Here is a 22,913-nt window from a genome sequence, read left to right on the forward strand (position 1 = left end):
CTCCCTCCGGGGGACGAGATGGTGGTCAGAAACCGAGGTACGCGTGGCGCAGGTCGACGTCGTCGCGTAGCTGCACCGCCGGGGCGGCGATCACCACCCGACCGAGGGACATCACGACGCCCTGGTCGGCGACGGCGAGCGCGCTGCGCACGTTCTGCTCGACCAGCAGGACGGTCAGCCCGGTGCGGTCACGCAGTTGGCGGAGCAGTGCCATGGTCCGGGCGACCACCCGTGGCGCCAGGCCGAGCGACGGCTCGTCCAGCAACAGCAGACGGGGGCGGCCGACCAGGGCCCGACCGAGCGCGAGCATCTGCCGCTCGCCGCCGGAGAGCTGGTGACCGAGGTGCCGGCGGCGTCGGGCCAGCGGCTCGAAGAGCTGGTAGACCTCGTCGAGGGCCCGCCCGGCGTCGGCCCGGTCGCGCCGCCACAGGCCGCCCAGCCGCAGGTTCTCGTCGACGGTCAGCTCGCTGATCACGCCCCGGCCCTCCGGGACGTGCGCCATGCCGCGTCGGACGAGCTGCTCCACCGGCGTACCGCGAAGGTCCTCACCGGCCAGCAGGACCTGGCCGGCGGCCGGGCGGATCATGCCGGAGAGCGCGCGCAGGAGGGTGGTCTTGCCGGCGCCGTTGGCGCCGACGACAGCGGCGATCGTGCCGGCGGGGATGGTGAGGTCGATGGCCCGCAACACGGGCGCGGCGCCGTAACCGGCGACCAGCCCTCGCACGACGAGAAGGTCGGTGCCGCTCATGGGGAGACCTCTTCCTCGACTGTGGCACCGAGGTACGCGTCGGTGACCGCCGGGTCGTCGCGGATCTCGTCCGGGGCGCCGGCGGCGATGACCCGGCCGAAGTCGAGGACCACGAGTTCGTCGCAGACGGCCATCACCAGGTCCATGTGGTGCTCGACCAGGAGCACGGCGCAGGGGTCGGTGTCCCGTCGGGGCAGTTGCCGGACCAGCTCCGCCAGCTCGGCGATGTCGTCCGCCCCGAGGCCACCGGCCGGCTCGTCGAGCAGGAGCAGCCGGGGCCGGGCGGCGAGCGCGCGGGCCAGGGCGACCCGCTGGCGTACGGCGAAGGGCAGGGTGGTCGGCGCGGCTCCGGCGTGCTCGGCGATGCCCAGCTCGTCGAGGATGGCCAGGGCGTCCCCGCGCAGCCGGCGCTCGTCGCGGTCGCTGGCCGGCAGCCCGAGCAACGCCGGGACGAAGCCGGCACGGGCGGTGTGCGAAGCGCCGGTCATCACGTTCTCCAGCACGCTCAGCCCGGCGAAGAGGCCGGTGCCCTGGAGGGTCCGGGCGATGCCGAGCCGGGTCAGCCGGTGCGGCCGTGGCCGCAGCGGCCGGCCGTCGAGGGTGAGTGAACCCGTCTCCGGTGCGACGAAGCCGCAGATCACGTTGAACAGCGTGGTCTTGCCGGCGCCGTTGGGCCCGATGACGCCGACCACCCGGTTGGGTGGCACCCGCAGGGACACGTCGTCGAGGGCGGTGAGGCCGCCGAAACGGACGCCGATGTGGTGCAGTTCGAGGCCGCGCTCCATCACCCATCCCTCTGTCGTGGCGGGTGTTTATTTACACTCGCAGTGTACGTTTCTCGGGTTTGGCGTCAAGACCTTCAATGCCCCTTTACGCACGTGGACGGGGCGGCCGCCAGCGGCGACCGCCCCGTGACCGCCGTCAGGCGCTGGGACAGGTGTTGCGGTACTCCTGGATCTGCGAGCCGCTCGGGCCGGGACAGAGGAACTGCTCGTAGCGGGTGTCGTCGTCGACGAACCGCTTCAACCAGGCCACCATCTGCCGCGCGGTCGGCGTGTTGGTGCTCTGCGGGAAGAAATGGCTCGCCCCGTTCAGCTCCAGGTACGCCTTCTCGGCGGAGGCCGGGATGCTGTTATAGAAGGGCACCGAGTGCGACGAGACCGGCGCGACGCTGTCGCTCTCCCCGCCCACGATCAGCGTGGGCACCCGCAACTCGGACCAGCTCTTGTCCGTGTTCCACGGCGCCAGCGGCACCGCGGCCTGCAAGGACGGCCGCGACGAGGCCGCCTCCAGGCTACCCCCGCCACCCATGGAGTGACCGGCCACAGCGAGTCGACTGCTGTCGATCCGGGTCCGCACCGAGCTGCGCTGGGTGAGGTAGTCGAGCGCGGCGAGGAGCTGCCGACCCCGGCTGGCCGGCTGGTCCAGCCGACTGTTGGTCTCGATGCCGATCACCACGAAGCCGTGCGAGGCGATGCGCGGTCCGAGCCAGCTGATGCTGGACCAGGCGGCGGTGTAACCGGGCGAGATGGCGATGGCGCCGAAGGTGCCCTCGCTGGTGCTGGTCGGGTAGTAGATGACGCCGCCGCCGAAGCCGGTGACACTCAGCGAGGACACGCTCTGCGAGGACGTCGCGAACGGGCCGCGGCTTGCCTCCAGGATCGCTGTGGTCGGGGCGGGGCCCCTGTCGTACGGGCCGGCGGCCTGGGCGGCGCCGGGGGATCCGGCCAGGATGCCACCGGCGGCCAGGACGGCGGCCAAGGCGAGCCGGGTGGCGCGGGCTGCGACGGAACGGGGACGGGTGGTGGTTGGTGAGGACACGTCGGGCACTCCCTAAAGTCGAGGGATATCGACGTATGTCAGTTTTGGCTGCTTGGCCGATCCCGGCATCGGCGAAATCACCAGTCCCGGCGCAGGATGCCGAGATGAGTCGTGTTTCGACCCTCTGACCTGGGGTAGCAGGGCAGGCGCCGGCCCGCACACGCGCCATGGAGAGGTTCATTCAGTGGATTCCAGCAAGCCCGCCGAGGCAGTCAAGAACGTCGTGAAGACCGCCTCAGGAAAGATCGCCGACGCCCTCACCCCGGACATCCCCGGTGCGCCGGGGAGCGCGCCACCGCCGCTCGATGAGCCGACGACGCCGCACGACCCGCTGCCGCCGAAGCCGGAACAGGGGGCACCGCAGACGCGCACGCCAACCGGCGCGGAGACCGGCGCGCCGACGATCGCTAACGGTCAGCAGGGGGCCTACCTCACGACCGCGAACGGGGCGCGGCTGCGCGACACCGACCACTCGCTCAAGGCCGGCCCGCGCGGCCCGGTGCTCCTGCAGGACCACCACCTCCGCGAGAAGATCACGCACTTCGACCACGAGCGCATTCCGGAGCGTGTGGTGCACGCCCGAGGCGCCGGCGCGCACGGGGTGTTCACCGCGTACGGCACCGCCGAGGCCGTCACCAGGGCCGGCTTCCTCAAGAAGGGACGCGAGACCGACGTCTTCGTCAGGTTCTCCACGGTGCTCGGTTCGCGGGGTTCGGCCGACACCGTCCGCGACACCCGTGGCTTCGCCACGAAGTTCTACACCGACGAGGGCACCTTCGACCTGGTCGGCAACAACATCCCGGTCTTCTTCATCCAGGACGCCATCAAGTTCCCGGACATCATCCACGCCGGCAAGCCGCACCCCGACCGGGAGATCCCGCAGGCGCAGAGCGCCCACGACACCTTCTGGGACTTCGTGTCGCTGCACACCGAGGCGCAACACCACACCATCTGGAACATGTCCGACCGGGGCATTCCGCGTTCGTACCGGACGATGGAGGGCTTCGGCGTGCACACCTTCCGCCTCGTCAACGAGGCCGGGGAGACGGTGCTGGCCAAGTTCCACTGGAAGCCGAAGCTGGGCGTGCACTCGCTGACCTGGGAGGAGGCCCAGCTGATCGGCGGCATCGACCCGGACTTCCACCGCCGCGACCTCTACGACGCCATCGAGGCCGGCGCGTACCCCGAGTGGGAGCTGGGCATCCAGGTCTTCCCGGACACTCCGGAGGAGACCTTCGCCGGCATCGACCTGCTGGACCCGACGAAGATCGTGCCGGAGGAGTTGGCCGAGGTGCAGCCCATCGGGCGGCTGGTGCTCAACCGGACGCCGACGAACTTCTTCGCCGAGACCGAACAGGTCGCCTTCCACCTCGGTCACCTGCCCCCGGGCATCGACGTCACCAACGACCCGCTGTTGCAGGGCCGGCTCTTCTCGTACGTCGACACGCAGCTCACCCGGCTGGGCGGGCCGAACTTCACGCAGATCCCGATCAACCGCCCGCACGCCGCCGTGAACGACATGCTGCGCGACGGCTTCCACCAGCACGCCGTGCACGCCGGCGTCGCGCCGTACCGACCGAACTCGCTCGACGGCGGCAACCCGTTCCCCGCCGGGGACGCCGAGCACGCCTTCGTCGACGTGCCGGTCACTGTCGCGCAGGCGCCGAAGGTACGCGCGAACCCGGCCTCGTTCGACGACCACTACAGCCAGGTCCGCCTGTTCTGGCTGAGCATGTCGCCGGTCGAGAAGGAACACATCATCCGGGCGTACACCTTCGAGCTGGGCAAGTGCTACCACCAGGCGATCAAGGAGCGTCAGCTGCGGAGCCTCGCCAACATCGACCCGGTGCTGTGCGAGCAGGTCGCCACCGGCCTGGGCCTGCCCGCACCCCAGCCGACAGTGCCGCTCCCCGACGTCACGCCCAGCCCGGCGCTGTCGCAGGTCGGTCGGGAGTGGCCGAGCGACGGCCGGATGGTCGGGATCGTCGTCGACCCCTCCGGCGACCTGGACGGCGTCGACGAGGTCCGCCGGGCCGTGTTCAGCGCCGGCATGGTGCCGCTGCTGATCGCCCCACACGGCGGCATGGTGGGCGACCTGTCGGTGCAGCGCACCTTCGCCACCGGCCGATCGGTCGAGTTCGACGCGGTCCTGCTGGCCGGAGCGCCGGCGCCCGCACCGGATGCCCTACCGGCCCGCGACGCCAAGGCGGGCACGCCGGAACCGGCCACCGTGGATCCCCGCGTGCTGCTACTCGTCGAGGAGTGCTGGCGGCACGCCAAGGCGATCGGCGCCTGGGGCGCAGGTGTCTCGGTGCTGGAGCAGGCCGGCGTCGCCGGCACCCCGGGCGTCGTGGCGGCGGGCTCGGGCGCCGAGGCGCTGACCGCGGTGCAGCAGTTGATGGCCGCGCACCGCGTCTGGGAGCGGTTCCCCGCAGCGGTCGCCTGACCCAACCACCGACGAGGGCCGTCCTCCGTGTCACCAGGAGGACGGCCCTCGTCGGTGTCCGGGCGCTATCGCCGGGTCCACTGCAGATGGCTCGTACCGGCGCTACAGCTGCGCTGCTCGATCATCGCGCCGTTCGCGGTGCTCTGGCCGACAGTGCCCAGGCACAGTCCGCTGTGCGCGTTGACGAGTTGCCCGGCCTCGTTCAGTGTGAACTGTTGCGCCGGGGTCGTGTTGCAGGTGGTGAGCTGGATCGCCGCTCCGGCGTCGCTGGACGCGGACAGCACGTCCAGGCAACGCCCACCCAACTGCATGCTCCGGTCCGAGCGCATCGCCCAGCGCTGGTGGGAGGCGCGGTCGTCCCGGCAGTCCCAGATCCCGAGCCGGACCGGGTCGGGTGATTCCGGCGCGCTGACGTCCAGGCACCGCTTGCTCGCCACCCCGACGAGCCGGCTGCCCGACCGCGTCGGGGGCACGCTCGGGGTCGGTGACACTCGACGGTCCGGCGTGGCCGACGCCGTGGCCCCACCCGCCGTCGACGCCGGCCGGAAACCCGCGGTGATCTCCCGGAACGCGTCCGTCCCGGCGACCGCCCAGGCGGACTCGGGTGTCAACCAGGCGATGCTGAAACCCTGACGCTTCTCCGTCGTGAAGGTGCGCTGGCGCCCGCGCATCGCGGTACCCGCCTCGCTGGTGTAAACCCACTCCAGGTCGGCGGCCTTGAGCTGGTAGTTGACGGCGAGCAGCTCGACCCGGCGGTAGTCGCGGTACCGCTCACCGACGGCCGGGCCGGCCAGTTCTGCCAACGGGTCGGTGCGCGGCGAGTCGGTCTGGCTGACGACCAGCATCCGTTCGCCGCCCGGCTCGTGCAGTTCGACCCGCTGCCCGCGCCGGACGATCTGCCAGTCGCGCGGCGCCGGCATCGAGAAGCCGCTGCCGTCCCGGTAGACCGACCACGAGATCGGTCGGAGCGCAGCGGTCGTCGATGCGGCACCGGGCGTCGACGGCGCACCCGGCACTGCGGCGTCCACCAACTCGGCCCCTCCCCCGGCCGGCCGCGACGCACGGCGGGTGGCCAGCGGAACCCCGACCGCCAGGCCGAGCGCGACCACTGCCGCGAGGCCACCGAGAAGCCAGGTCCGCCGTCGGCGGGCCGGTCCCCGACCGGCACGATCCGCTGCCACCGGGGCCGACGACCGGGGTACGTCGGACGCGTCGATCGGATGGGCCGTGATCGCCGTTGACGCGGCGGGCGCCGGACGCCACGTCACCGCGATGGGCGGCCGGGGTGTGCCGTCCAGCGCCGCCCGGAGCAACTGCTCGGCCGCGTCGGCATCCATCCGCTCGGCCGGGTCCTTGCGCAGCAGACCGGCCAGCACCGGCGCGAGCGGTCCCGCCCGTCGCGCCGCGGGCGGCGGCTCGGTGACCAGAGCGGTGAGGCTCATCAGACTCGACGGCCGGGCGTACGGCGACTGGCCCTCGACGGCGGCGTACAGGGTCGCGCCGAGCGACCAGAAATCCCCCGCCGGACCCACAGTGCCCCGCATGGCCCGTTCGGGAGAGACGTACGCGGGCGAGCCGAGCACCACACCGCTGAGGGTGAGGTTCACGTCCTCGACGGCGGTGGCCAGGCCGAAGTCGGTGAGCACGATGCGGTCGTCCGCGCCGACGAGGATGTTCGCCGGTTTGACGTCGCGGTGCATGATCCCGGCGCGGTGGGCGGCGCGCAGCGCGCCGAGCACGGCCAGCCCGATCTCGGCCGCCCGCACCGGCGGGACGGGACCGTCGGTGGTGATGGTGTCGTGCAGCGAACGGGACGGCACGTACTCCATCACGATCTGCGGGTCGCCGTCGGCGCTCAACAGCACATCGAAGACCCGGACGACGTTGACGTGGTCGAGTCGCGCGATTGCCCGGGCCTCCCGAAGTGACCGGACCCGCAATTCCTGTCGCGCCTCAATGGTCAGGCCGGGGGGCGGAACAATTTCCTTGATGGCGACGTCCCGTTGCAGCATTCGGTCGCGGGCTTTCCACACTCGACCCATTCCGCCCTGGCCGATGAGCTCGACGACGTCATACCGATCGGTAACAAGAAGCGGCAACATCTGCGACACCCGGAGAGGCTACCTGGCACGTCGTCGAACAATTTCCGGCAGTCGAAGTGAACCACCGTATGTGATTCGGCTCATCCTCACCGGCAACGTCGTTTGTGGAGCCACAGACGGCGCGGGCGCACCGTCGAGCCACCAGGAATTGGCCATGTGTTCACGGTGGCACCCGCGCCGGTCGAGGCGGGCTCAGCCGATGTCGGCCAGCCGGGGCAACACCTGGTCGCCGAGCCGCCGGGCGAACTCGATCGGGTCCCGATCCGGCGTCACCTGCACCTCGCTCACCCCGAGCGCGGCGTACTCGGACACCTCGGCGAGGAACGCGTCGGTGTCGTCCAGCGGCGCCTGGGCGGCGACCACCGTCTTCTCGATGGTGTCGTAGTCGCGGCCCTCGGCGGCGCAGTGCCCGCGCAGCACATCCAGCTTGCGCGCGATGTCATCGCTACCGCCGCGGCCGAACAGGTTGCAGGCGTCGGCGTACCGGGCCACCAGCAGCAGGGTCTTCTTCTCGCCGCCACCGCCGATCATGATGGGCGGTCGCGGGCGGCTCAACGGCTGCGGCGAGTTGATGGTCTCGGCGAGCTGGTAGTGCTTTCCGTTGAACGGGCCGTCGTCGGCACTCCACATCTGAAGGCAGATGCGCAGCGTCTCCTCCAACCGCTCGAACCGCTCGGCCACCGGGACGACCGGCACACCCAGCCCGAGCTGCTCCCGCTCGTACCAGGAGGCGCCGATGCCGAGGCGGGCCCGGCCGCCGGAGAGCACGTCGAGGGTCGTCACGGTCTTGGCGAGCAACCCCGGGTAGCGGTACATCACGCCGGTGACCAGTACGCCCAGCGTCATCCGCTGGGTCATGGCCGCGACGTAGCCGAGCGTGGTGTACGCCTCCAGCATCGGCTCCTCGGCCGCGAACACCGCGTCCATCTGGAAGAAGTGGTCCATCACAGTGAACGACGCGACGCCGGCCTGCTCGGCGACTGTCGCCGTCTGCGCCAGGGTCGGTGCGATAGCGGCCGGGTCGGCCGGGGTCGAGTAGTTCCAGTAGTGCAGCCCGAGCTTCATGTTCGACACCTCCGCACCGAGCCTAGTGCCGCCTGGCGTCCGCCGGGGGCGGCTCGGAACCGCCCACGGATCGGGTCCGACGGCGTCCATTACCGGACCATGACAATTCGTGGATCACGTGCGGATATCCGGCTGGCAGCTTTCGGTGGGTGATCCAACAGCTCTCTCCCACCGAATCCCGGCCCGCCGAGCCGGAGCCCGACGCGCCACGCGTCCGGTTCCGCCACCGCCAACGGACCGGACCCACCTCTGCCTCCGCGACCGCACCCGCCGCCGGATCACACCGGGCGCAGTGGGCCGATGCCGCGAAGGGCGTCTGCATCATCCTCGTCGTCCTGTGGCACGTCGTCGTGAAGGACTACCTCCAGATCGACTGGCACATCGGCGTACCGGTGCCGGGGTTCTGGGGGATGCTGGGTGAGCAGTTCCTCCCGCTGCGGATGCCGTTGTTCTTCACCATCTCGGGCCTCTTCGCGGCGAACGCCGCCCAGCGGCCGTGGCGGGTGGTCGCCCGCAGCCGGGTCGCCGGGTTCCTCTACCTGTACGCCGTCTGGCTGCTGATCCACACAGTGGTCCTCGCCGCCGCGCCGGAACTGCCGACCGACCGGGCCACCTCGGCGCTCGGCGTGCTGGAGCAGCTCACCGTCACGCCGTCCAACCTCTGGTACCTGTACGCCCTGGCGCTGTACTTCACGATCGCCACGTTGACCCGCCGGGTGCCCCGGGCGCTGGTCCTGGTCCCCGCCGCCGCGCTGTCCGCCGTCGCCGCCGCCGGCCTGCTCGACACCCCGGGCAACCGCGCCGGCCTCTACCAGAACCTGGTCTTCTTCCTCGCCGGCCTGTACCTGCGGCCGCAGATTCAGCAGTGGGCCGCCACCGCGACCCGCCGCCGGCTGTTGCTCACCTCGGGTGGCTACGTCCTGGCCCTCGCCGCGATGGCGCTGACCGGCGCCCAGCAGTGGTTCGGGGTGTGGCCGGCGGTCTCCGTGGTGGCAGTGATCTTCGGCATAACCGCCGCTGCCCGGCTGTCGCGGTGGTCGGCGCTCAGCGAACCGCTGGCTAGGCTCGGCCGCATCACCCTGCCGATCTACGTCATTCACATGCCGGTCCTGGCCCTGCTGCACCGGCTGTTGCTCGCACCGGTTTCCGGGCTGGGTGGGTCCGCTCAGGGCCTGATCGTGCTCGGTTATCCGGTTCTGCTGAGCGGGCTGGTGATCGGTCTGAGCCTGGCCGTTCACCGCGGGCTGCTGGCGGCTCGCGCGGGCTGGCTGTTCGCGCTGCCCGGCTCGCGACGGGTGGAGGCGGCCGGATGAGCGCCCTCGCCGAAGCCCTGATCGACCTGGACGCGATCGCCAGCAACGTGCGGACGATCGCGTCGGTCACCGGCACCGGACTGATGGCCGTGGTGAAGGCCGACGGGTTCGGCCACGGCGCGGTGCAGGTGGCCCGGGCCGCGCTGCGCGCCGGCGCGTCCTGGCTGGGAGTGACCTCGACGGCCGAGGCGCTGACCCTGCGCGAGGAGGGTGTGACAGCACCCACGTTGAGCTGGCTGCACAGCCCGGATGACGACTTCGGTATGTTGATCAAGAGTGGCGTCGACGTCGGCGTGTCCACGACGACGCACCTGCACGCCGTCGCCGACGCGGCCCGTCTGCTCGGCGTACCGGCGACGGTGCAGCTCAAGGCGGACACCGGGTTGTCCCGCAACGGGGCCGCCGGGGACGACTGGCCCGAGTTGGTCGGTTGGGCCCGCAAGTACGAGCGAGAGGGTGGGATCCGGGTGCGCGGGGTGTGGTCCCACCTCGCCGACGCCGACCTGCCGGGCGCCCCCGCGCTCCCCCGTCAGGTGGCGAACTTCGAGGAGGCGCTGCGGACCGCACGGTCGGCTGGCCTGGATCCTGATCTCGTTCACCTGGCCAACTCGGCGGCCGCGCTCTCCGCACCGCGGACCCGCTTCGACCTCTGCCGGATCGGGATCGCCCTCTACGGCGTGGACCCGTTCGGCGTGAGCGGTCCGGGCGGGTTCGAGCTGCACCCCGCGATGACCCTGCGGACGAGCGTCATCAACGTCAAGCGGGTGCCGGCCGGCACTGGCGTCTCCTACGGGCCCGAGCACGTGACCGGCACACCGACCACCCTGGCGCTGCTGCCGCTCGGTTACGCCGACGGGCTGCCCCGGGCCGCGGGTGGCCGCGCCTCGGTGTGGCTCGCCGGCCGGCGGTGCCCGATCGTCGGGCGCATCGCCATGGACCAGTGCGTGGTCGACGCCGGGGATCTTCCCGTGACGATCGGCGACCCGGTCGTGGTGTTCGGCCCGGCCGAGGGCGACCAGCACCCTCCGACGGTGGTCGAGTGGGCCCGCTGGGCCGACACCAACCCGCACGAGATCTTGACCGGCATCGGGGCCCGGGTGGCCCGCGAGCACCTCCACGGAAGGGCACGGAACTCATGACAACCCGACTGGCAGTGCTGTACGGCGGGCAGAGCGGCGAGCACGACGTGTCCTGCCGCTCGGCGGCGAGCATCCTCGCCCACCTGGACCGTGAGCGGTACCAGGTCACCGAGGTGCTGATCGACCGCGACGGCGGGTGGCACGTCGGCGGCCGACCGACGCCCCTGCCTGCGGCGTTGCGCGTCCTGCGTGCCCAGGACGTGGTGTTCCCGGCCCTGCACGGCCCGTACGGCGAGGACGGCACCGTGTCGTCGCTGCTGGAGTGGCTCGGCGTGCCGTACGTCGGCAACGGCGTCTTCGCCAGCGCCGCCGGCATGGACAAGGGGGTCACCAAGCGGCTCCTCGCGGCGGAGGGCCTGCGGGTCAGCCCGGGAGTGACACTGCGTCCCGGCGAGGCCCTGTCGCCCGAGGATCAGCGCCGGCTGGAGCTGCCGGTCTTTGTCAAGCCGGCCCGCGCCGGGTCGAGCCTGGGCGTCGTCAGGGTGGACGACTGGGCGGGAGTTCCCGCCGCGCTGGAGCAGGCCCGCCAGGTCGATCCGAAGGTGCTCGTCGAGCAGGGAGCGCGGGGACGCGAGATCGACGTGGCGGTCCTCCAGCACCCGGACGGCCGGGTACAGGCCGGCCCGCCGCTGGAGATCCGGGTGACCGGTGCCGGCTTCTTCGACTACGACGCGAAGTACGACGGCGGGGCGATCTTCCAGATTCCCGCCCCACTCGACGCGGCGACCACCGAGGTGCTCCAGGACCGTGCGATTCGCGCCTTCCAGGCCCTCGACTGCCGTGGACTGCTGCGGGTCGACTTCTTCCTGCCCACCGAGGGGTCGCTCGAGCCCATCGTGAACGAGGTCAACACGTTCCCCGGCTTCACCGCCGCGTCCCAGTTCCCGCAGATCTGGCAGCAGGCCGGCATCGAGTTCGCGGCCCTGATCGACATCCTGATCGCCGGCGCGCTGGCCGACGAGGACCACGGCCACCACAGGGCTTTGCCCCGGCCGGTCCGAGCGGTCGACCACCTGGTGTGAGTTGGTGCCCGGTCACCTGATCGGGCACGCCCGGGGCCCTCGGGCGCCGTCCGACCCGACGATGGCGACGGTGGTGGCGGTGTTCGTCGCGCTGACCTGCGCCGCGGCGGCGACCGTCGTGCAGATGATCTGGTCGACCGCGTGCGCTGACAACGCCTGCGCGGCGATGTTCGCCCGCACCGTGAGGTCACCGGCCTGACCGGCTCCCGCCGTGACGGTGACCGGGTCGAGGCCGGCCGGAACGTCGCTGGTGAAATCCTGGGCGCGTTCGTTCTCCTGCGGACCGGCCGCGAGCAGCGAGAGCGCGGCGGCGGGCGACGGGGCCGTGTTGACCGGGCGGAGAACCAGCACCAGTTCGCCCTGCCCGAGCAGGTAGAGCCAGGTGCCCTGGGCGGGGCCGCTGATCGGCGGGCGACCGGTGATGACAGCGCTGGGTTGTACCCCACAGCCCGCCGCGAGCAGCGTCAGGAGCAGTCCGCCGGCGAGCAGTGCGCGGCCCGTTCGTCGGCCGGTCACCGCGCACCTCCGGTGTCCGCCGTTTCGCGGGGCAGGCGGAGGGTGAACACCGCGCCGCCGTGGGTGCCGTTGCTCGCGACGAGACTCCCCCGACGCTCGCCGTGGCGGTGCAGCCGCGCGTTCTCCCAGGAGATGGCGAGGCCGAGGCCGCTGCCCTCGGAGCGGGTTCGCGCGGTGTCGGCCTTGTAGAGGCGGTCGAAGACGTGCGGCAACACCTCCGCGTCCAGTCCGGGCCCCCGGTCGGCCACCTCGATGGTGACCCAGTCCGGGTCGGCGCCGAGTCGCACCGACACCGGCTCGGCACCGTGCCGGAAGGCGTTGCCGACCAGGTTGGCGACGATGACGTCCAGTCGGCGGGGGTCGAGTCGGGCCACGATGCCGGGTGGCAACTCCGTTCGTACCCGGCCCAGCCAGCCGCGGATCCGCAGGGTCGCTGTCACCGCCGCGGCCACGTCCACGTCGTCCAGGGCCAGCCGCGCGGTGCCGGAGTCGAACCTGCTGATCTCGATGAGGTCGTTGACCAGTTGGGTGAGGTTCTGCGTCTCCTGGCTGACCAGCCGTGCGGCTCGGCCCGCGTCCCCTGGCAGGTGTTCCGCCTCCTCGTCGAGCACGTCGGTGACCGCCGTCATCGCGGCCAGCGGCGTCCGGAGTTCGTGCGAGACGTCGGCAACGAAGCGCCGGGCGTCGGATTCCAACCGCCGCAGCTCGCCGACCTGCCGCTCCAGCGTGCCCGCGGTGTCGTTGAAGGTCCGTGCCACATCCGCCAGCTCGTCGGCGCCCCGGACCGTCAGCCGGGTGCTCAGGTCGCCCTCACCGAGGCGGCGCGCCGCCCGGCTGAGGTCGCGGACGGGTCGCAGGACGCCGCGGGCGGACAGCAGGGCCAGCAGGACGGCGAGGATCAGGGACAACCCGCCGGTCCACCACGCCCTGGTGGCGAGCTGGTCGATGCTCTGCTGCTCGGGCACGAGATTGCGCACCGAGTAGACCTCCACCCCGGACGGGCGGGACGTGCCGTCCGGGCGCTCCAGCGCCAACTGGGTACCGATGAGCAGCGCGGGCTCCCCGGCGAGTGAGACCCGCTGCCAGGCGATGCGACCGTCACGGACCTCCTGCCGCAGCTCGGGGGTGAGTGGGTCGGCGAGTTCGGAGCCGCCCTGTGCCCGCATGTCCCGGTACACGACCACAGCGAAGCTCTCCCGGTCGCTGAGGCGCTGGGCCAACACTTCGAGGTCGTCCTGGGTCGGCGGCAGCTGGGCGATCGGGTAGACCTTGGTGAGCTGGTCGGTCAGCGACATCACCGCGGCGTCCTGCGCCTGCTGGAGGATGACGGTCCGAGCCTGGAAGTAGCTGCCACCAGCCACCGCCACCGTCGTGGTCACGCCGAGCAGCGCGAACGCCAGGACGAGCCGGACCCGTAGACCCGAGACCCATGCGCCGACCCGGCGCCACTGTGTCACAGCGGCCCGAACCGGTATCCGAAACCACGCACGGTCTGGATGTAGACCGGTGCCGACGAATCGGCCTCGATCTTGGCGCGTACCCGCTGGACGCACGCGTCCACGAGTCGCGAGTCGCCGAGATAGCCGTGCTCCCAGACGGCCTCCAGCAGTTGCTGGCGGCTGAGAACCTGGCCCGGCGTGTGCGAGAGTTCGAGCAGCAGCCGCAGCTCCGTCGGGGCGAGGCTGACCGGCGTCCCGTCCTTGCTGACCACCAGCGCGGCCCGGTCGATGGTCAACTCACCGTGCTGTTCCAGGCCGGTCCGCTCGCCGCCGCGCCGCGAGTCGCCACCGGTCCGGCGCAGCACCGCGCGGATGCGCGCCTCCAGCACCCGGGCCTGCACGGGCTTGACCACGTAGTCGTCGGCGCCAGCCTCCAGGCCCGCGACCACGTCCATGTCGTCGTTGCGGGCGGTGAGCATGATGATCGGCAGGTCGCCGAGCTGCCGGATCCGGCGGCAGACCTCGAACCCGTCCATCCCGGGCAGCATGAGATCGAGGACCACGACATCGGACGGGGTCGTGCGCAGCCGCTCCAACCCCTGCTCACCGGTGCCCACGGCATGCACGGTGTGGCCCTGTCGGGTGAGCGCCAACTGCAGTCCGTCGCGCACCGTCTGGTGGTCTTCGATCAACAGCACCTGGGACATGTCGTCAAGTATCCCATCATGAGATCTTTCGGGTTTCGGTCGCTGGCGGTGGCTGCGTGGGGCTCCGCGGGGAGAGCGGCACCGCGAAATCCGTCGAACGCACCAGGAACACCACAGCGCCCACCAGGAACATCGTCGACGCGGCCGCGGCCACAATGGCGATCAACAGGCCGCGCTGCACCGACGCGGCCAGACCGGGAACAACCACCAGCAGCGCCCAGACCAGGACGACCAGCCCGACCCCCGCCTCGGCCAGCCTGCGCCAGAGGCTGCCACCGTCCGAACCCCCGGTCGTGTCGCGGCCGTCGGACCAGGTTGCCAACGCTGCCGCCGCCAGGCAGAACACTGTCACCCCCAGCAGTACGCCACCGAGCACGTCGCTGAACCGGTGCCAGCCCGCGATCATCGTGGCGGAGGCGATCACCGAGACACCCGCCGCGCCCGGCGCCGCCAGCCAGCGCCGGGCCCACCCGGGCAGGACCAGCATGAACGCCAGTAGCAGGGCGGTCGCCGCCGCGACATGGCCGCTGGGGAAGCTGTTGTGAGTGGTGGAGCTCAGGATCTGGAGATCCGGGCGGGGCAGCTCCGATTTCACCGCGCCGGCCAGCAGCACCGCGCAGACGACAAGGCCCACACCGACGACCCCCGCCACCAGCCGCCGGCGGAGCACACCCACCAGCAGCACCACACCGAGCAGGGCCGCGATGAGGCTCGGGCTACCGAAGGTGGCCAGCACGCTCTTGGCGGGGCCCACCAGCACTGTCGACTGCTCGTACCCTCCGCCTCGCTCGGCGCGCGGCAGGAGCACGCCGTCCAGCCACTGCCCGGGGTACGTCCGCACGAAGACGGCGGCGGTGAGGGTCAGGGCAACGAGACCGGACAGCGCCGCCACGAGCAGTCGAAGCCCCAGCGGCACCGCCGCGCGGGCGTGGGGTAGCGGTCGCGCCGGACCGGGCGTCGACCGCCCGACGGAGTACAACGATCCGATGGACATGGCGACCATGCTCGCCCCGGAAGGTCCGTACCCCATGCTCGGATTGTCTTGGTTCTGTCACAACCACCCCCACCGCTTCCGGAAAAGCGGATCGTCGGCGGTGGAGCCGGGTGGGCTGAACGGCGCCGTGGGATTCACATGCTTACATGCAACTATGTTTTACCCAGCCGAGATCAGCCACCACTAGGGTCAGGACGCCGATCGATGTTTCGGTCGGCGGCGCGAAAAATCCATCCGGAGTGAGTTGGGGAACCGGAAGGTGTTGGCACATGCAGGGAATTCCAGTGGCCAGCCTGGTCATCGGCATCGCATCCTCGCCGGCCGAGCGGCGACATCTGGCCCGGCTGCTCGGCGGCAGTGACGCCTTCCTGATCGTCTCGACAGTCGACCAGGCACGAGAGTTCCTCGGGGTGGTCGAGGCACCTCCCGCCCCGGCTCCCCCGACCGCTGTGGCGCTCGCCGAGGTGGCGCCGAGCCCACAGCCACCACCACCGGATCTGGCCGTCGACTCCGACCGCCGGGTGCTGCGCTGGCGCGACCAGGAGATCGACCTGACCCGGCTGGAGCACGACGTCCTGCTCTGCCTGGTGCACGCGCCCGGTCAGGTCTGGACCTACGAGCGCCTGCACCTCGAGGTCTGGGGCAACCGGCACCTCGGCCGGGGCTCCGACATGCACTCGGTGATCCGCCGGGTGCGTGGCAAGCTCGCCAGTCTCAACGCCACGGCGACGATCCACTCGGTACGCGGCGTCGGCTTCCGGCTCGCTCCCGTCTGATCACCCCGGACGCGGTCCGGCCCGCCTGGTCGGGGACCAGGCGGGCCGGATCTCTTCGGCTAGTGCTCAGGCGTCAGCACTTGATGGGCGCCAACCCGAAGTTCTCCACCGTCGGAGTGGCGGTGTCGATCCTGGTCTGACGGGTCTGCGGCTTCCAGCCGTCCTTGGCCACGATCATCGTGAGCGGGTTGTTGCGGCGGTCCACCCAGTAGGCGTACTTGCCCTCCGCGTCGGTGGCGAAGGTGTACGACGCCGCCCACGAGTCGACCTGCACGACCGCGCCGGTGAGCGGCGCTGTCGCACCCTGGCAGCTGGTGCCGGTGACCGTACCCATGAGCTTGCCCCAGGTCTTCGGGGGGTTCGCGGTCATGGTCACCGCGACCGGCGCCACCGAGTACGGGGTGTTCTCGGAGATCGCGACCGCGCCGGAGTAGGTGCCCGGCTGGTCCACGTTCGCCGTCAGACCGACGGTGACAGTGGCCTTCGCACCCGGTGCGAGGGTGACCGCCGACTTGTCGATGGTCATCCAGCTGACGTCGGCCGCCGACTCGGAGCATCCCTCGAAGCCCGGGAGCACCTCGCTGTCCGGAGCCGCGTTGAAGCTGCCGGACGAGCCGCCGATCTTGTAGAAGCCGCACGCCGCGCCGCCGCGGTACCGCGCGGTGTTGGAGTTGGGCAGGTTGGACCACGAACCGGCGGCCGGGTCGAAGGCGAAGCCGGCGTTGCTGATGGCCCCACCCTGCGAGCCACCGACGACGAGGAGCTTGCCGCTGGCGACGGCGTACGAGCTGGCCCAGTTGTCGGCCGGCGCGTCGGCGACGGCGGTCCAGGTGTTGGCACCCGGGTCGAAGGCGTAGCTGGACTTCTGCGCGACGGAACCGTCGTTGCCGCCGGTGCAGTAGAGGACGCCGTCGATCCCGCCGCAGGAGGCGAAGGCCACCGACTTCGGGTAGTTGGCCATCGTCTCCCACGTGTCAGCGGTCGGGTCGTACCGGACGACGCTGTTCGACATCGGCAGACAGGCCGCCGTCGTGCAGCCACCGACCGCGTACAGCTTGCCGTCGACGACGGCCTGACCGGCCGCGGCCCGCGGTGCCGGGTTGTCGGCAAGCTCCGTCCAGGTGTTGGCCCCCGGGTCGTAGGACCAGGTGGCGGAGTCCGGGCCGGCGTCGCCCCAGCCGCCGCTGACAATGATCTTGCCGTTCACCACGCCCGCTGTCACTGCGTTGCGAGCGCCGGGAAGGTCGGCGATAGCCGTCCAGGTCTGCGCGGCCGGGTCGTAGGCGTAGTTCTTGGTGGTGGAGGCCTCACCGTCTCCGCCACCGAGCGAATACACCTTGCCGTCCAGGTTCACCACCCGGTTGTCCATGATCGTGGCCGGGTAGTTGGCGATGTCGGTCCACGGCGCCGCCTGCGGGCCGACCGCCGCGGCAGCGGCCTTGGCCTCCTTGCCGGACGCCTTGGCGGCGAACGACGTCGGTACGGTGAGCCGCTGCTCCGGCGCGCCGCTGGACCCGAGCACCTGCTGGCGGGTGACCTTTGAGCCGTCCGCCCGCAGGAGTTCGAACCCGTTGTCCCGCTCACCGAACTTGACCTCGACCGGCGCGCCGCCGGTGTTGGTCACCGTGAACGACTTGCTGGTCTTGCCGTTGGGCATCTGGAGCGTCGCGCTCAGCTGCGTCGGCGTCACCGCCAGTCGACCGGCCGCGAGCTGGAAGTTCGCGGTGGTCGCCCAGTCGGCCTCGACGTCGACAGGCTTGGTCTGGCTGACGTAGTTGCCGGCGGTCGCCGTGAACGGGTGCTCGCCGGTGAGCGACGAGTAGATCCAGTAGAAACCGTCGGCCAGCCCCGGGTCGTCCGGGGTCGCCACTGTGACGGCCTTCTCGGCGGGCCGGTCCTTGCTGGTGACGGTAGCGCCGTTGACGTAGCTGTCGTCGTTCTTGTCGCGGACGTTGCCGACGACCAGACCGCCGTCGACCGGCACGCAGGTGACCTGGCTGCCGATCAGGACGTTGTCGACCTCCCACCACCACTCGTACGAGGCGTCGTAGTAGTGGAACCGAACCTGCACCTGCGCCTGGCCGGCCGCCTGCGGGATCGGAATCTCGGTCAGCTTCGGTCCCCGGACGTCGGTCTCCTGCCGGAGCACGTTGGTCCAGGTGGCACCGCCGTCGATGCTCAGGTCCACGTCGGCGGTGTCGTCGTTGAGCTGGTTGAAGTCCTGGTTGAACCGGATGACCGGGGCCGTGACGCTGGTCAGGTCGACCACCGGGCTGACCAGGGAGGTGTCCTGGCTGGTGCCGGCACCGTAGTTGTCGCTGTCGATCATCGCGAAGTTGCCGGTGCCGCCGGTCAGGTTGCCCCGGTCGCCGTCGTCGGTGAACGTCCAGACCTGACCGCTGCCCGCGTTGTCGACGACTGTCCAGCCGGCCGGCGTGGTCGTGGCGTCGAAGGTCTCGTACTCACCGTCGGAGCCGGTCGTGTACCCCGGCGCGGTGGTGCAGACGCTGCTGTCCACCGGCACGGCGACATTGGCGGTGGCGTTTCCCGAGCCGACCACGACCTCCTTGGTGACGGTCTGGTAGCCCGGGTACTGCGGCTCGTACCTCAGGGTGTACGTCTGCCCGGCCGGCAGCTTGATGCTGTAGCGGCCGTTCGACGGGGTGGTGTAGTCGTAGACACCGGACACGCCGGTCACTGTCACCTTCGCGTACAACGGCCAGCCGTGGCCGGAGCCGTCGGTGACCGCTCCGGTGACGTTGACACTCGGCACCGCCGTGAGGGCGACGTTGAGCGTCGTGGTGGCGCCCTTGGCGACCGTTGCCGTCTTGGTGGTGCTGGCGTACCCGAACGCCGCGACGGCGACCTGGTAATCGCCGATGGGGAGTTGGCTGGAGAACGTGCCGTCGGCACCGGTGGTCAGCTCACGCTCGGACGCGCCGGTGAGCGTCAGCGTCGCGCCGGCGATCGGGGCACCGGAGGTCGCGTCGGTGACAGTGCCGGTCAGCGTGCCGATGTCGCCGGTCGGGGCGGCGTTGAGCAACGCGAGGGCGTCCAGTCGGCCTTCGCCGTAGACGTTGTTGTCGGCGGCGGTGCCGCCGCACTGGTCGTCGGCCTTGTCGATCGCGGCGCCGTTGAGTAGCGCGCGGGTCGCGTTGACGTCGCCGACCAGCGACGGCGCGGCCGAGTACAGCAGCGCGATCGCGCCCGCGAGGTGCGGTGAGGCCATCGAGGTGCCGCTGATGCTGCCGTAGGCGCTGCCCGGGATGCTCGACCGGACGTTCACGCCCGGGGCCGAGATGTTGGGCTTGATCTCGCCGTTCTGACCGGCGCCGCGGGCAGAGAAGCCGGCGACGTTGTTGTTGCTGTCGTACGCGCCGGTCGAGTAGTTGCTGACGAGGCTGCCCGGCGAGCCACTGGTCTGGCAGGCCGGCCCGCTGTTGCCGTTGGACCAGGCGCCGAAGATCCCGGACGCGGTCCAGGCGTTCGTCACGTCCTCCATGAACGGCTCGTTGGACGGATCCTGGGTGCCCCAGGAGTTGTTGATGATGTTGGGGCGCTTGCTCGCGTCCGCGTTCTGACCGTTGAGGTCCAGCGGTTCGAGCATCCACTGACCGGATTCGACCAGAGCGGCGTCACTGGGGCAGCAACCGTTCGCCGCGATCCACTTGACCCCGGGGGCGACACCGATCTGGTTCGCGCCGTCGGAGCCGGCCATGGTGCCCATCGTGTGCGTACCGTGGCCGTCGCCGTCGCACGGGGCGGTGGCGCAGGCCCCGGTGGCGTTTGCGGCGTTGAACCAGTTGTAGTTGTGGTCGAACGTCCCGTCGCCGTTGTTGCCCCGGTAGGCGTTCACCAGCGCCGGGTGGTTGAACTGGACCCCGGTGTCGATGTTCGCGACGGTGATGCCCTCGCCCTTGACGCCGTACTGGGACCACACGTCGTCGGCGTTGATGTTGGCGATGCCCCACTCCAGGGCGTTCACTGTCTTCTCGTCGGTGCCCTTGGTCGTCTCCGGCACCTTGTACGCGACCGGCGCGTAGAGGCCCTCGACCTCCGAGTGCCCGGCGAACTTCTGGGCCATCGCCAGCGAACCGCTGTTCACCTTGATGGCGTTGGTGGCCCAGAAGGTCTGGTATTTGGTACCCGAGCTGTCGAGGTCGGCCCGGATCTTGCCCTGGCTCGCGGCGGCGGTCTTGCGCAGCGCGTCCGCCACCGCCGTGCCACGCTTCGACCAGTCCTTGATGGCGCTGGCCTTGCTCAGGTCCGCCCGGTCCTTGAACCGGATCCAGAAGTCCCCTTCACTCTTGGCCTGGAGTTGCTTGGCGAGCTCCGGTCGGATCTTGTCCCCGGTCTGGGCGCCCGCCCCCATCGCACCGCCCGGCGCGGCCTGCGCGCCCGAGCTGATCGTGGCCAAGCATGTCGCGGCGAGGATCGTCGCCGCGCCGGCGCTCACCAAAGATCTGGCCGCGCGCCGCCATTGTGGACGTCTGAACATCGGTGCTGCCTCCCTCAGAACGACCCAGGGTGTAATGGGCCATGGTGGACCTCCCCCATGCACCGCGCGGGTCACGCCGGTTGCCCGAGTGGACACTATGATCGAGAAGAACGGACGATCAAGAACTTGCCGTGAGCAACTTGTCGCTAAGAGTTGCCCCGGCTGGCGGCACGCTTGCCAATCATTGTCAGAACCGTGACGAGAGCTGGGCAGGGATGCCCATCGATCCCGGGTGGTGCGGTGGCCGAGGACGAGGCAACGGTGAACAGGGGTGATCCGGCCGACGAGCCGTTCCCGCTGCTGATCGCGGTGACCCCGTCGCCGGCCGAGCGCATCCGGCTCGCGGAGCTTCTCGACGGCATCGCACCGCTGCTGCTGGTCGCCGACCTCGACGAGCTGCGCCGGCTGATCGCCGCACCGCAGCAGGTGGCCGTCCCGTCCGAGCCGACGCCGGTCGCCGCCCTGGTGATCGACTCGGCCCGCTCCAGCGCCCGCTGCGGGGAACGTGAGATCGACCTCACCCGCCTGGAACACGACCTGCTGACCTGCCTGATCACCGAGCCGGCCCGGGTCTGGAGCTACGCCGAGCTGCACCGGTCGGTCTGGGGTGACGAGGGGCGCGAACGCAAGGCGGACGTGCAGTCGCTGGTCAAGCGGCTGCGCCGCAAGCTGCACGACCTGGGCACCGGGGCCACCATCGATGTCGTTCGCGGGGTGGGGCTGCGGCTGACCGATCACCAGCAGGCGCGGGTCGAGCGGGCCTGACAGCGACGTCGCATGAACTGATCTCGCCCTGGGTACGCCAGGAAGATCAGCACCAACACAGGCGACGAAGAGCGCTGGTAAGGAGATTCAGGATGGCATTCCCCAATCCCTCGACCGTGTCCATCGGGCTGAAGAAGGCCGCGCACGTCGGGATCGCGGTGAGTGACCTCGACCGCTCGGTCGCGTTCTACCAGGCCCTGCTCGGCGCGGAACCGGTCGTTCGGGACGAGAGCATGCACGGCGCCGGTTTCGCGCAGTCACAGGGGTTGCCGACGACGAAGCTGCGGTACGCCACGTTCAACCTCGACAACCTCGGGATCGACCTGATCCAGTTCCAGGAGCCGGTCGGCGACGCCGCCCAGGTGGCGGCCAACCGGCCCGGCTCGATGCACCTGTGCTTCCACGTGGACGACGTGCGCGCGGTCTACGACCGGATGAGCGAGGCCGGGTTCGAGTTCCTCGGACAGCCGTACACGTTCGCGTCGGGCGAGGTAGAGCCGCCAGCGGCGGTCGGCACCGAGGTCGCGTACTTCAACGACCCGGACGGGACGAACCTGGAGATCATCGCGCCGAAGGGTGGCTTCGCCCGCAGCGAGTGAGCCACACGGGCGGCGTGGGGTCCGGCCGGGACGGCCCGCCCCATGCCGCCCCGTGAGGGACAACGGTCAGATCAGCCCGGCCCGGGCCCACAGCAGACGCCCCGGCCCCGCCACCAGGCCAACGTCCGCCAGGTTGGCGTGCACCCGCGCCGCGGACCAGCGCAGGGTGGCACGCCAGTGCGGGTTGGCGCGGGCAGCGGCCCGACCGACCGCCGGCGGAATGCCCACCGCCGCGTACACGTCGGGATGGATCAGGCGGTTGGCGATCGTGGAGGCGGCGCGACCGACCAACAGTCGGGCGTACGCCATGCCGACCGGACCGGTGGCCGCGACCGCGTGCGCCAGTTCCTCGCGGGCGAAACGGACATGTCGCGCCTCCTCCACCACGTGGATGCGGGAGACCATCCGGATGAGCGGCTGGAGCGACTCGTCCGCCATGATCTCGCGCTGGAACGCGTCGAGGATCTCCTCCGCGATGAGGATCGCGGCGTACATCCGAGGGCCGCTGGCGGTGGCCTTGAGGAAACGCCCGAGGTGGTGGTCCACAGCGCTGGCGCGGTAGACCGGACAACCCATCGCCTCGATCAGCCGGCCGAACATGATCGAGTGCCGGCACTCGTCGGCGACCTCGGTCAACGCGTACTGGGCCTGCCGGCTGGTCGGGTCGGCGCGGTAGTACTCCCGGATCAGCATCTGCATGAGGATCGTCTCGAACCACAGCCCGGCGCTGGCCGCGCTGGCCACCTCGTGTTTGGTCAGCTCGACGCGCTGCTCCTCGCTGAGCTGCTCCCACAGCGCCGTGCCGTAGAGGCTGCTGCGCCGCGGCGGGAGCCAGTAGGCGCCGGGGGTGTGCGGGGCGTCCCAGTCGATCTCCACGGCGGGGTCGTAGCTGGTCCGCAGTGAGGACGTGAGCAGTCGCTCGGCGATTGCCGCACGCCCGGTTTCCGCCGCCTCCATGGCTCC

At 70.8% G+C, this 22,913-nt stretch carries 18 protein-coding genes; 7 read left to right on the plus strand and 11 right to left on the minus strand.

Translation table 11 applies throughout. The features are described 5' to 3' along the window. Positions 1-25: 25 nt before the first annotated feature. The 3 genes from NIE111_RS00760 to NIE111_RS00770 form a co-directional block, all read right to left on the minus strand. Positions 26-748, minus strand: coding sequence for an ABC transporter ATP-binding protein (locus tag NIE111_RS00760; RefSeq protein WP_238682540.1), 723 nt, complete (start codon positions 746-748; stop codon positions 26-28). Continuing rightward, a complete protein-coding gene (locus NIE111_RS00765) occupies positions 745-1,533 on the minus strand; it encodes an ABC transporter ATP-binding protein (RefSeq protein ID WP_238682541.1) in 789 nt (262 codons plus the stop codon). The genes NIE111_RS00760 and NIE111_RS00765 overlap by 4 nt, the downstream gene beginning before the upstream one ends. 136 nt (positions 1,534-1,669) lie before the next feature. Beyond that, positions 1,670-2,569, minus strand: a complete 900-nt coding sequence (locus NIE111_RS00770; protein WP_238682542.1) for an alpha/beta hydrolase family protein — start codon at positions 2,567-2,569, stop codon at positions 1,670-1,672. Between the two features lie 184 nt (positions 2,570-2,753). Here NIE111_RS00770 and NIE111_RS00775 point away from each other — a divergent pair, with 184 nt between their 5' ends. After that, positions 2,754-5,015: a catalase gene (locus tag NIE111_RS00775; RefSeq protein ID WP_308193604.1), complete on the plus strand. Its 2,262-nt coding sequence runs from the start codon at positions 2,754-2,756 to the stop codon at positions 5,013-5,015. A gap of 65 nt (positions 5,016-5,080) precedes the next feature. Here NIE111_RS00775 and NIE111_RS00785 read toward each other — a convergent pair whose 3' ends face one another. Together NIE111_RS00785 and NIE111_RS00790 are read right to left on the minus strand one after the other, a co-directional pair. Beyond that, positions 5,081-7,126 carry a serine/threonine protein kinase gene (locus NIE111_RS00785; RefSeq protein ID WP_372488261.1) on the minus strand — a complete coding sequence of 682 codons (2,046 nt, stop codon included), beginning with the start codon at positions 7,124-7,126 and terminating at the stop codon, positions 5,081-5,083. A gap of 183 nt (positions 7,127-7,309) precedes the next feature. Beyond that, entirely contained in the window at positions 7,310-8,182 is an 873-nt protein-coding gene (locus tag NIE111_RS00790) for an LLM class F420-dependent oxidoreductase (protein WP_238682543.1), read from the minus strand. Between the two features lie 149 nt (positions 8,183-8,331). On the opposite strand from NIE111_RS00790, the gene NIE111_RS00795 reads away from it, so the two are divergent. The 3 genes from NIE111_RS00795 to NIE111_RS00805 are packed head-to-tail and all read left to right on the plus strand — an operon-like array spanning position 8,332 to position 11,656. Next, entirely contained in the window at positions 8,332-9,495 is a 1,164-nt protein-coding gene (locus tag NIE111_RS00795) for an acyltransferase family protein (protein ID WP_238682544.1), read from the plus strand. Further along, entirely contained in the window at positions 9,492-10,634 is a 1,143-nt protein-coding gene (gene alr, locus NIE111_RS00800) for an alanine racemase (RefSeq protein ID WP_238682545.1), read from the plus strand. Before NIE111_RS00795 ends, alr begins: the two co-directional genes overlap by 4 nt. Then, positions 10,631-11,656 (plus strand): D-alanine--D-alanine ligase family protein, encoded by a 1,026-nt coding sequence (locus NIE111_RS00805; protein WP_238682546.1) that lies wholly within the window; start codon positions 10,631-10,633, stop codon positions 11,654-11,656. Before alr ends, NIE111_RS00805 begins: the two co-directional genes overlap by 4 nt. A 12-nt stretch (positions 11,657-11,668) precedes the next feature. On the opposite strand, the gene NIE111_RS00810 is transcribed toward NIE111_RS00805, so the two are convergent. The 4 genes from NIE111_RS00810 to NIE111_RS00825 are packed head-to-tail and all read right to left on the minus strand — an operon-like array spanning position 11,669 to position 15,348. Further along, complete coding sequence (locus tag NIE111_RS00810) at positions 11,669-12,172, minus strand: hypothetical protein (protein WP_238682547.1); 504 nt, start codon at positions 12,170-12,172, stop codon at positions 11,669-11,671. Next, entirely contained in the window at positions 12,169-13,629 is a 1,461-nt protein-coding gene (locus NIE111_RS00815; protein ID WP_238682548.1) for an ATP-binding protein, read from the minus strand. Before NIE111_RS00815 ends, NIE111_RS00810 begins: the two co-directional genes overlap by 4 nt. Further along, positions 13,626-14,318, minus strand: coding sequence for a response regulator (locus tag NIE111_RS00820; protein ID WP_238682549.1), 693 nt, complete (start codon positions 14,316-14,318; stop codon positions 13,626-13,628). Before NIE111_RS00820 ends, NIE111_RS00815 begins: the two co-directional genes overlap by 4 nt. 16 nt (positions 14,319-14,334) lie before the next feature. Further along, a complete protein-coding gene (locus NIE111_RS00825) occupies positions 14,335-15,348 on the minus strand; it encodes a phosphatase PAP2 family protein (RefSeq protein ID WP_238682550.1) in 1,014 nt (337 codons plus the stop codon). Positions 15,349-15,581: 233 nt separating this feature from the next. Between NIE111_RS00825 and NIE111_RS00830 the strand changes: the two genes are divergently transcribed. Further along, positions 15,582-16,088, plus strand: a complete 507-nt coding sequence (locus NIE111_RS00830; protein ID WP_238682551.1) for a winged helix-turn-helix domain-containing protein — start codon at positions 15,582-15,584, stop codon at positions 16,086-16,088. A gap of 73 nt (positions 16,089-16,161) precedes the next feature. Here NIE111_RS00830 and NIE111_RS00835 read toward each other — a convergent pair whose 3' ends face one another. Beyond that, the gene (locus NIE111_RS00835; protein WP_238682552.1) at positions 16,162-20,505 is read right to left on the minus strand and encodes a S8 family serine peptidase; all 4,344 of its coding nucleotides are present in this window, start codon (positions 20,503-20,505) and stop codon (positions 16,162-16,164) included. A 321-nt stretch (positions 20,506-20,826) separates the two neighbouring features. On the opposite strand from NIE111_RS00835, the gene NIE111_RS00840 reads away from it, so the two are divergent. After that, positions 20,827-21,351, plus strand: a complete 525-nt coding sequence (locus tag NIE111_RS00840) for a winged helix-turn-helix domain-containing protein (RefSeq protein ID WP_238682553.1) — start codon at positions 20,827-20,829, stop codon at positions 21,349-21,351. A gap of 92 nt (positions 21,352-21,443) precedes the next feature. Then, on the plus strand, positions 21,444-21,950 hold the full coding sequence (locus NIE111_RS00845) for a VOC family protein (protein WP_238682554.1): 507 nt from the start codon (positions 21,444-21,446) through the stop codon (positions 21,948-21,950). A 66-nt stretch (positions 21,951-22,016) separates the two neighbouring features. Here the strand turns inward: NIE111_RS00845 and NIE111_RS00850 are convergent, their stop codons facing one another. Then, the gene (locus NIE111_RS00850; RefSeq protein ID WP_238682555.1) at positions 22,017-22,907 is read right to left on the minus strand and encodes an AurF N-oxygenase family protein; all 891 of its coding nucleotides are present in this window, start codon (positions 22,905-22,907) and stop codon (positions 22,017-22,019) included. Positions 22,908-22,913 lie beyond the last annotated feature (6 nt).

Source organism: Micromonospora hortensis (genome assembly GCF_022230935.1).
Lineage (GTDB): Bacteria > Actinomycetota > Actinomycetes > Mycobacteriales > Micromonosporaceae > Micromonospora > Micromonospora hortensis.